The sequence below is a fragment of the Promicromonospora sp. NPDC057488 genome (assembly GCF_042802395.1).
Lineage (GTDB): Bacteria > Actinomycetota > Actinomycetes > Actinomycetales > Cellulomonadaceae > Promicromonospora.
In genome coordinates, this window is sequence record NZ_JBHVEG010000228.1 from 1 (window position 1) to 8,495 (window position 8,495).

Here is an 8,495-nt window from a genome sequence, read left to right on the forward strand (position 1 = left end):
GGTCTCGGTGCGGGCCCTTCGCGTGTCCCCGGACGACCCTCGCCCTGACGGGGCGCCGGGTGGCAGGATCGCCACCATGAGCTCACCCACGAGCGTCGAGACCAACGCCCTGAACACCATCGACGAGGCCGAGCGGCGCGGGTCGCCGCGCAACCTGTTCTGGCCGTGGTTCGGCGCCAACGTCTCGGTGCTGGGGCTCGGGTACGGCTCCTACCTGCTCGGGTTCGCCGTGTCGTTCTGGCAGGCCGTCGTCGTCGGCGTCGTCGGCATCGTGGTGTCCTTCCTGTTCTGCGGGTTCATCTCGCTGGCGGGCAAGCGCGGCTCCGCGCCCACCATGGTGCTGTCCCGGGCCGCGTTCGGCGTGCGGGGCAACAAGCTGCCGTCGCTGCTGTCGTGGATCCTCACGGTCGGCTGGGAGACGGTGCTCGTCGCCCTGGCCACGCTCGCGACGTCCACGGTGCTCGGCACGCTCGGCTGGGGCGGCGGCACGGTCACCAAGGTCGTGGCCCTGATCGTCGTCGCCGGGATCGTGGTGGTCGCCGGCGTCTTCGGCTTCGACCTCGTGATGCGGCTCCAGGTGGTCATCACCGTGCTGACCGCGGTGCTCACCGTCGTCTACATCATCCTGGTGGCCGACCACATCGACTGGGCAGCGGTCGCCGCGATCCCCGCGGGCGGCAGCCCCCAGGTGATCGGCGGGCTCGTGTTCATGATGACCGGCTTCGGGCTGGGCTGGGTCAACATGGCCGCCGACTACTCGCGCTACCTGCCGCGCTCCGCCTCCGGCCCCGGCATCGTCGGCTGGACCACGCTCGGCGCCTCGCTGGCCCCCGTCGTCCTGCTCGTGTTCGGCCTGCTGCTGGCCGGCTCCGACCCGGTGCTGAACGAGGCGATCGGCGCCGACCCGATCGGCGCCCTGTCCACGCTGCTGCCCACCTGGTTCCTCATCCCGTTCGCGGTGGTGGCGCTGGCCGGGCTGATCGGCGGGGCCGCCCTCGACATCTACTCGTCCGGGCTCGCGCTGCTGTCCCTGGGCCTGCCCGCCCCGCGCTGGGTCGCGGCCGCCATCGACGGCGCGCTCATGGTCGTGGGCGCCATCTACGTGGTGTTCGTCGCCGACTCGTTCATCGGCCCCTTCCAGGGCTTCCTCATCACCCTCGGCGTTCCGGTCGCCGCGTGGTGCGGCGTGCTGCTCGCCGACATCCTGCTGCGCCGCCGCGACTACGCCGACGCCGACCTGTACGACGCCGCCGGCCGGTACGGGTCCGTGAACTGGCCCGCCGTGCTGCTCGTCGTGGTCGGCACCGGCATCGGCTGGGGCCTGGTGACCAACACCTACGCGCCCTGGCTGGCCTGGCAGGGCTACCTGCTGGGCCCGCTCGGCGGGGTCGACGGGAACTGGGCGTTCGCGAACCTCGGCGTGCTGGTCGCGCTGGCGCTCGGGTTCGTGGGGACACTCCTGCTGAGCGCCCGTGCGGTGCGGCGGCAGGAGGGGCGGTGAGCGGGGGTGCGGACGTCGTCGGGACTGATGCCGCCCTGGTCGTCATCGACATGCAGGACGTGTTCGCCGTCCCGCCCAGCCCTTGGGCCTCCCCCGACTACCCGCGGGCCCTGGCCGGGACGCGGCGCCTGCTGCCCGCGTTCACGGGCCGCACCGTCCTGACGCGCTACGTCGCCCCCGCCGTGCCCGACGGCGCCTGGCGCGCCTACTTCGACCAGTGGCCGTTCGCGCTCGTGCCGCAGGACGACCCGCTGTACGAGATCACCGACCTCGCCGACGTCGTCGCCGGCGGCGCACCAGTCGTCACGCGCACCACGTTCGGCAAGTGGGGGCCGGAGCTGGCGGCCGCCACGCGCGACGCCGGCACCCTGGTGCTCGCGGGCGTGGCCACCGACTGCTGCGTCATCTCGACGGCGCTCGCCGCCGCCGACGCCGGCCGCCGCGTGCTCGTCGTCGACGACGCCTGCGCGGGCTCGACGCCGGAGAACCACGAGCGTGCCCTGGAGATCATGCGGCTGTACGCGCCGCTGATCGAGGTGACGACGGTGGCCGAGGTGCTCGGCACAGCCGTGCACTGACCACGCGGTTGCTGCCAGGATCACTGCCGGCCCGGCAGCAACCGCATGCTCGACACGAAGGAGACAGCTGTGACCGTCAACAGGATCCGCGCCCGGTGGGAGCGCCACGACGAGCGGTTCGCCCCGGTCCGGGGTGACACGTTCGCCGACGTGCTCTACGACGAGGGCAGCTGGCTCGAGGGCCCGGCGTACTCACCGGCGTGGCGCACCCTGCTGTTCAGCGACATCCCGAACGACCGGGTGCTCGCGTGGGACGAGGCGACGGGCGGCGTCGGCGTCTGGCGCAGCCCGGGCGGGTACGCCAACGGCCGGACCGTCGACCGCGCGGGCCGCATGCTCCAGTGCGAGCACGGCAGCCGGTCGGTCACGCGCACCGAGCCCGACGGGTCCGTCACCACGCTGGCCGACCGCTGGCAGGGCAAGCGCCTGAACAGCCCGAACGACCTGGTGGAGCACAGCGGCGGGAGCGTGTGGTTCACCGACCCGACCTACGGGATCCAGAGCGACTACGAGGGCTTCGCGGCCACGCCTGAGATCGGCGGGACCCACGTCTACCGCCGCGACCTGGACGGCTCGGTCACGCGGGTGACCGACGACTTCGCCGGCCCCAACGGCCTCGCCTTCTCCGCCGACGAGCGCACCCTCTACGTCGCGGACAGCGAGCGCAAGCACCTGCGGCGCTTCGACGTCGGCCCCGACCTGACGCTCTCCGGCGGGGAGGTGCTCGCCACCAGCGACGCGGGCGCCTTCGACGGCGTCCGGGTCGACGACGGCGGCCGGATCTGGGCCGCGGCACACGACGGTCTGCACTGCATCGACCCGGACGGCACCCTGCTGGGCAAGCTGCTGCTGCCCGAGGTGTGCTCCAACCTGACGTTCGGTGGGGCCAAGGGCAACGTGCTGTTCGTGACGGCGACCAACCTGCTGCTGTCGATCCGGGTCACGGTCACGGGGCTGCGCTGAGGCCGGCGCTGGTGCTGGTGCTGAGGCTGGTGCTGGTGCTGGCGCCGGTGCTGGTGGGCTGACTTGGGTTCAGCAGGCTCCAGACGTCCGAATCCCCTGCCGTGACGGTCGCCTGGAGCCTGCTGAATCTCCGTCAGCCGCCCGGGCTCAGCACCAAGGCCTCAGCTCGGGGTCCGGCCCGCCAGCTCGTCCGCCAGCGCCGACAGGAAGCCGGGGTCGGCCAGCCGGGCCGCGAACGTTGTGCGCCTGGCCGTCACGTCGTCGCCGGGCGCGAGCAGGCTCTCCTGGACCGCGCTGTGCCGCACGGTCCGCAGGGCCTGGGTGCGCCGGGTGTCGTCATACCCGTCGAGGGCCTCACCGGCGCCGTCCACCCCCAGGACTGCGGCCGCCAGCCGGTGCGCCAGGTCGGCGGCGTCGAGCAGGCCGGCGTTGAGGGCGGGAGCGCCGTACCCGGTGAACACGTGGGCGGCGTCGCCCGCGAGGAAGACCCGGCCGGCCCGAAAGGTCGCGGCGACCCGCGCGTTCCTGCTGCTCGTCCGGCGCAGCTGGTGTGGCCCGGAGCCGTGCGGCGGCTCGAGGTCCACGGGACGGCCGACGACCCGCGCGACGCTGTCCCGCAGCTCGTCGACGGTCATCGGGACGTCGTCGTTCGCGGGTGCGTCCCACTCGAGGGTGCTGACCGTCGTCAGCCCGCTGCCGAAGGAGCCGAAGGTGAGCACGCCCCGCGATGTCCGGTGCGGCAGGAAGGCTCGCAGATTGGCACCGTCGCGCATACGCAGGGCGCCGGTCGCGGTCAGCTCGTGGCGCGGGATGGTCACGTGCGCGAGCCGGGACACCGCGCCGTCGAGCGTCGCCCCCGGTAGCTCGATGCGCGCCTGCTTGCGCACCAGGCTGTGCGCGCCGTCGGAGCCCACGAGGTAGGCGGCGGACAACCGCTCGACGCCGCCCGGGGTGGCGACCTCGGCGTGCACCCCGTCCGCGTGCTGCGCGAAGGACCGCAGCTCGTGCCTGCGCCGCACCACCGCGCCCCGGTGGAGCGCGGAACGCTCCAGGGCCAGCTCCAGCGCACGCTGCGGAACCGGCAGGACGTACACCGGGTGGCGGTCCTGGACCCGGCGCAGCGGCAGGCGGAATCCGGCATAGCCGAAGGACGGCGCGGGTCGGGGGTGCCTGCCGAGGTTCCGAGTGCCGATCCGGTGCAGCGTGCCGCGCAGGCTGCGGTCGTGCCCGGCGAGCTCCCGGTAGAGGCCGCGCTCGTCGAGCAGCCGGACGGCGTCGCCGACGACGCCGTTCGCCCGCGGCAGCGGGTCCGGCTCGGCGGAGCGCTCGACGACCGTGACGTCCACCCCCTGGGCGGCGAGGTCGCCGGCCAGGAGCAGACCCGTCGGGCCGCCCCCGATCACGATGACGTCGGTGGTTCGGCCGGTCGGGGTCATGGCGCCTCCTGGTGTCGGGTTGTCAACTATGGTTGACACCTTCATCGCCTGTCAACCTGAGTTGACAGCGGTCGGGAACAATCCGGGCACGTTCTTGGATAGCGTTGCGCCGGGGAGGTGGTCCGGAGATGCTGAACGCCGAGTTCGCACGTGACCTCGTGTTCACCGCCGTGCTGTTCGGCCTGGTCACCTTCATGTGGGCGGGCTGGGCGCAGGAGCGGCCGCCGGCCGGCGTCGTCTGGCGGGTGGTCCTCGGGGCGCTCAGCGCGGGCGGCCTCGCACTGCTCGGCCTTGGGCTCCTGCCCCTGATCCGCAGCTGGGGCGGCCCGACGGCGCTGGTCTCCGGGAGCACCGCCCTGATCATCTACATCGTGGTGTTCTGGCTCGAGGTCGCGGTGATCGCCGGGCTCGCGATCTTCTACGCGCGCACCGCGCGGCAGCACCTGCTGGCGCCGACCGTGCTCATCGTGGTGGGCACCCACTTCGCGCCGCTGTCGTTCGTGTTCGAGCAGCCGATCATGCTGCTCGCGGCCGTGCTGATCACCGCGGCGGGCGTCGTGAGCCTGTTCCTGCCACGGCAGGTCGCCGCGCCGAGCTTCTGGTGCGGCATCCTCGCGGCCCCGGTGTTCCTGGTGCTGGGCACGGTGTCGCTGGTCGCGGGGCAGGGGGCGCTCGGGGGCTGACCGGCCTCGGTGTCAGTAGCTCCCGGCAGACTGCCGCCATGACAGTTCTCTTCGACGGCGAGATCTCGGTCCACTACGGCTACTTCTCCGTCGTTCCGGCCGGGGAGTTCGTCGAGGACCTGATCGCTGCCCGGCGCGACCAGCGCAACGGTCTGCTGGGCGCCCAGGAACCGCACCGGCTCGGAGGGATCACCGGGCTGCACACAGGCGAGGTGGCGTTCCGCGTCGAGTGGACCGAGACGGAGCCGCCGATCGACACCGAGTGGGAGGACGTCGTCGAGGCCTCGATCGACCTTCGCGACGGCGACTATGCGCTCGACTCGTTCGACGACAGCCACCCGCTGAACTTCCCGCGCTCCGGGTGGCACCGAGCCAGGTACAACCTGCACGCCATGGACGCGGGCCACGACATGGACACGCCCGACGACGACCAGTCGGCTCCGGACTCCTACCTGCTCCAGCTCTGGCCTGCGCCACCGACCACGGACGCGATCCTTCGGCAGACCAGCGAGAACGCCGCCTACTGGCACTCCGTCCCGGCGAGATGAGCGGCGTCCGCCCGTCCGGCGAGCCGGGTCTGAGCGGACGGCGACGTCAGGCGTGCGGGGTGACCGCCGTCGGGGTGCCGCCCGTGATGCGGACCAGCTCGTCGAACGTCGTCGGGAAGACGGTCTTGGCGTGCCCGGCCGCGGCCCACACCTCGTCGTACGCGCCGAGTGCGGTGTCGATGTAGGTGCGCACGGGCACCGGGTGGCCCACGGGCGCGACGCCGCCGATTACCTGGCCCGTCGCGTCCCGGACCTGCTCCTTCGACGCCCGGGTGATCGACGCGCCGACCTGCTCCCCCAGCCAGGCCGTGTCGACGCGGTGCGCGCCGGAGGTGAGCACGAGGGTCGGCGTCCCGTCGAACAGGAACACCAGGGAGTTGGCGATCTGGCCGACGCCGATGCCGAGGAACTCGGCCGCCAGCGCCGCGGTGGTCGCGGCGTCGTCCAGCCAGCGGACCTGGCCCGTAGCGCCCGCCTCTGCGAGTGCTGCGGTGACCTTCTCGACGGCGGGGTGGATCGGCGCGGGCACGGAGTTCGACATGCGGCGATCCTAGGCACTGCACCACCCCCACCCCACTAGTTTTGGCCCCCGCCGCTGAAGTGCGCTTCTACCCAGTCATTGGGCCCGGATCTCGCGTGATTCCCGGCCCGATGACTGGGTAGAAGCGCACCATCGGCGGCGGGGGCCGGGCGGCGCCGCGCCCGCCTCGCACCGCGCCAGCCGCGCCCCGCGTCAGCCCTCGAACTCGACCTCCGGGTACGCCGCCGACGGGCCGTCCAGGAGCGGGGCCTCCAGCCCGCGCAGGTGACGGTCCAGGAACGCGCCCATGTACGCGGCCGTAATCTCGACCCCGCGCTCACCACCGACCGTGTCCGGACCGCCGGGCAGCGGCACCCCGAGCTGGTCCAGGAACATCAGCTGGTCGGTGAACGACCCGTGGTTCGCCGTCGGGACCTGGAGCCACCGGCTGGTCGCGCCCAGCCGCGCGAAGTTGTCGGGCCAGTCCGTGCCGTCGCTGGCGCCCGGCTCGTGCGAGGCGCTGCCCAGCATGAGAAACGGCCGGTCCGTCCCACCCTCGGGAAAGTCCACCTGGAACGTGCCGTCCAGGTTGACCCCGGCGTCCACACGCGGGTCGTCCACGACCGAGACCGCCGCGGCGGCCCCGCCGATCGAGTGTCCGACGACGGCGACGTGCCGCGCGTCGATCATCGGCGCGTGCCGCCAGAGCCGGCCGCCGGTCAGCTCGTCCAGCACGAAGCTGATGTCGGCACTCCGCCCACGCACGACCCACGCGCCGAGCTCGGCCGTGTTCTCGCGCTCGCACAGCAGGCACCCGGCGACCCGGTCGCCCGGCAGCTCCACCACGCGCGCCTCGTACGTGTGGTCGATGCCGGCCACGACGTAGCCGCGCGAGGCCAGATCCTCGGCGAGGGACGTCAGCGACTCGCGGCTGAGCCCCGCGCCCGGCGAGAGCACGACCAGCGGACGCCGTCCGGGGAGCGCCGGGGCCCGGTCGTAGGCGTGGGTCTCGACCCTCGTCAGGATGTCCGGCGCGACGGGCAGCCGCGCGCCCTCGATGATCGCCGTCGAGACGGCCTCGGACGTGTACGGCGCGATCTCGCCGCGTGGGACCGCCGGGTACCACAGCGACACCATGAGCTCGCGGCGCGCCTGCGGCACCCACGGGTCGGCACGGTCCTCGTCGACGAGGTGGAGCGGCGTCAGCCCGACGGGGTACCGCCCCGTCGGCTCGGGCAGGGCAAGGGTTGGTTCGGTCGCTTCGGACGACGCCTGGGCCGACGCCGACGTGGCCGACGCCGCCTCCGTGAGCGCGATCGCGCTCGGCGCCACCAGAGCGGTGCACGCCACGAGCGCTGTGGCGGCAAAAGCGGATCTGACCAGGCGTTTGGTTGTCTGCATGCCCAGATTCTTCGCACGCCGCGAGGTGCGGGTCGAGGGTTCGGCGCGAGTTCCAGGGACAAGCCCGGGAAGCCCCTGAATGGCCCGCACCGAAAAGTCGGGGTTGTCCTCTACCGGATGAAAACCGGCGGAATCACGGGCAGATGCACTCCTTCGCGTGCGACGCATTTCATCCTCTGCGATGCCCAATGCGGAGCGCCCGTTACGTATGCTGGGTCAACAAGATCGGGGCGGAACATCGCCTTTCGCATGCCATTTCCGACAACATTCACGTGTCGCCCGATCGGCACATCCGACCCGCATCTCGCTGAACGCAGTACTCCCCCGGCTGCGCTTCCCAGGCATCGTCACGGGTGGGGCAGCGCTGCGCTGAAGGGGGTGTCGACGTGAGCGGTGAGGACGTCCAGGTCGACGACTGGGTGGTGCACCGCCCCAACGTCGTACGCTCCGTCGCGGCACGCGTGCCCGGCATCGACGCCGAGGAAGCCGCCAGCCGCGCCCTGGAGAAGATGGTCCGCATCGTCTCCACCGGCGGCACCATCGACGACCCCGCCCCCTACTGGCGCAGAGCCGCGGTCAACGAAGCCATCTCCATGACCCGCGAGGCCGGCCGCACCCACGCCGTCGAGGACGACACCCTCGACGGCCTGACACCCCCCGTCGCCGGAGCCGAGCTCGACGCCGAGCGCGAGGCCGACGTCACCATGCTCCGCTCCGCCCTGTCCGACCTCGCCGACGACGACCGCAAGATCCTCCTCGACCGGCACGTGCACGACATGGCCGTCACCGACATCGCCGGCGACCTCGGCGTGCGACCCCACGCCGTGACCATGCGGCTACGCCGCGCCGAGGAACGCCTCGCCGG

The 8,495-nt window shown here is 72.6% G+C and carries 9 protein-coding genes; 6 read left to right on the forward strand and 3 right to left on the reverse strand.

Going from position 1 to position 8,495, the window contains the following annotated elements:
• Positions 1-76: 76 nt before the first annotated feature.
• The 3 genes from ACFU5G_RS27415 to ACFU5G_RS27425 all read left to right on the forward strand — a co-directional run bounded on the left by ACFU5G_RS27415 (position 77) and on the right by ACFU5G_RS27425 (position 3,042).
• A complete protein-coding gene (locus tag ACFU5G_RS27415; protein ID WP_377251832.1) occupies positions 77-1,501 on the forward strand; it encodes a purine-cytosine permease family protein in 1,425 nt (474 codons plus the stop codon).
• The gene (locus tag ACFU5G_RS27420; protein WP_377251834.1) at positions 1,498-2,079 is read left to right on the forward strand and encodes a cysteine hydrolase family protein; all 582 of its coding nucleotides are present in this window, start codon (positions 1,498-1,500) and stop codon (positions 2,077-2,079) included. The genes ACFU5G_RS27415 and ACFU5G_RS27420 overlap by 4 nt, the downstream gene beginning before the upstream one ends.
• A 69-nt stretch (positions 2,080-2,148) precedes the next feature.
• On the forward strand, positions 2,149-3,042 hold the full coding sequence (locus ACFU5G_RS27425; RefSeq protein ID WP_377251836.1) for an SMP-30/gluconolactonase/LRE family protein: 894 nt from the start codon (positions 2,149-2,151) through the stop codon (positions 3,040-3,042).
• Positions 3,043-3,203: 161 nt separating this feature from the next.
• On the opposite strand, the gene ACFU5G_RS27430 is transcribed toward ACFU5G_RS27425, so the two are convergent.
• Positions 3,204-4,478: an FAD-dependent oxidoreductase gene (locus ACFU5G_RS27430; RefSeq protein ID WP_377251838.1), complete on the reverse strand. Its 1,275-nt coding sequence runs from the start codon at positions 4,476-4,478 to the stop codon at positions 3,204-3,206.
• 128 nt (positions 4,479-4,606) lie between these two features.
• Between ACFU5G_RS27430 and ACFU5G_RS27435 the strand changes: the two genes are divergently transcribed.
• Together ACFU5G_RS27435 and ACFU5G_RS27440 are read left to right on the forward strand one after the other, a co-directional pair.
• Positions 4,607-5,161 carry a hypothetical protein gene (locus tag ACFU5G_RS27435; RefSeq protein WP_377251840.1) on the forward strand — a complete coding sequence of 185 codons (555 nt, stop codon included), beginning with the start codon at positions 4,607-4,609 and terminating at the stop codon, positions 5,159-5,161.
• A 38-nt stretch (positions 5,162-5,199) separates the two neighbouring features.
• The gene (locus tag ACFU5G_RS27440) at positions 5,200-5,709 is read left to right on the forward strand and encodes a hypothetical protein (protein ID WP_377251842.1); all 510 of its coding nucleotides are present in this window, start codon (positions 5,200-5,202) and stop codon (positions 5,707-5,709) included.
• A gap of 46 nt (positions 5,710-5,755) precedes the next feature.
• Here ACFU5G_RS27440 and ACFU5G_RS27445 read toward each other — a convergent pair whose 3' ends face one another.
• Both ACFU5G_RS27445 and ACFU5G_RS27450 read right to left on the reverse strand, forming a co-directional pair.
• Positions 5,756-6,250, reverse strand: coding sequence for a YbaK/EbsC family protein (locus ACFU5G_RS27445; protein ID WP_377251844.1), 495 nt, complete (start codon positions 6,248-6,250; stop codon positions 5,756-5,758).
• A 192-nt stretch (positions 6,251-6,442) separates the two neighbouring features.
• Positions 6,443-7,630 carry an alpha/beta hydrolase family protein gene (locus tag ACFU5G_RS27450; protein WP_377251846.1) on the reverse strand — a complete coding sequence of 396 codons (1,188 nt, stop codon included), beginning with the start codon at positions 7,628-7,630 and terminating at the stop codon, positions 6,443-6,445.
• 386 nt (positions 7,631-8,016) lie between these two features.
• Here ACFU5G_RS27450 and ACFU5G_RS27455 point away from each other — a divergent pair.
• A partial coding sequence (locus ACFU5G_RS27455; RefSeq protein ID WP_377251848.1) for an RNA polymerase sigma factor occupies positions 8,017-8,495 on the forward strand: 479 nt, incomplete at its 3' end.

Coding starts and splice junctions, on each gene's coding strand:
- ACFU5G_RS27415 (WP_377251832.1), top strand. CDS start 77: ATGAGCTCACCCACGAGCGTCGAGACCAACGCCCTGAACACCATCGAC.
- ACFU5G_RS27430 (WP_377251838.1), bottom strand. CDS start 4,478: ATGACCCCGACCGGCCGAACCACCGACGTCATCGTGATCGGGGGCGGC.
- ACFU5G_RS27435 (WP_377251840.1), top strand. CDS start 4,607: ATGCTGAACGCCGAGTTCGCACGTGACCTCGTGTTCACCGCCGTGCTG.
- ACFU5G_RS27440 (WP_377251842.1), top strand. CDS start 5,200: ATGACAGTTCTCTTCGACGGCGAGATCTCGGTCCACTACGGCTACTTC.
- ACFU5G_RS27445 (WP_377251844.1), bottom strand. CDS start 6,250: ATGTCGAACTCCGTGCCCGCGCCGATCCACCCCGCCGTCGAGAAGGTC.
- ACFU5G_RS27450 (WP_377251846.1), bottom strand. CDS start 7,630: ATGCAGACAACCAAACGCCTGGTCAGATCCGCTTTTGCCGCCACAGCG.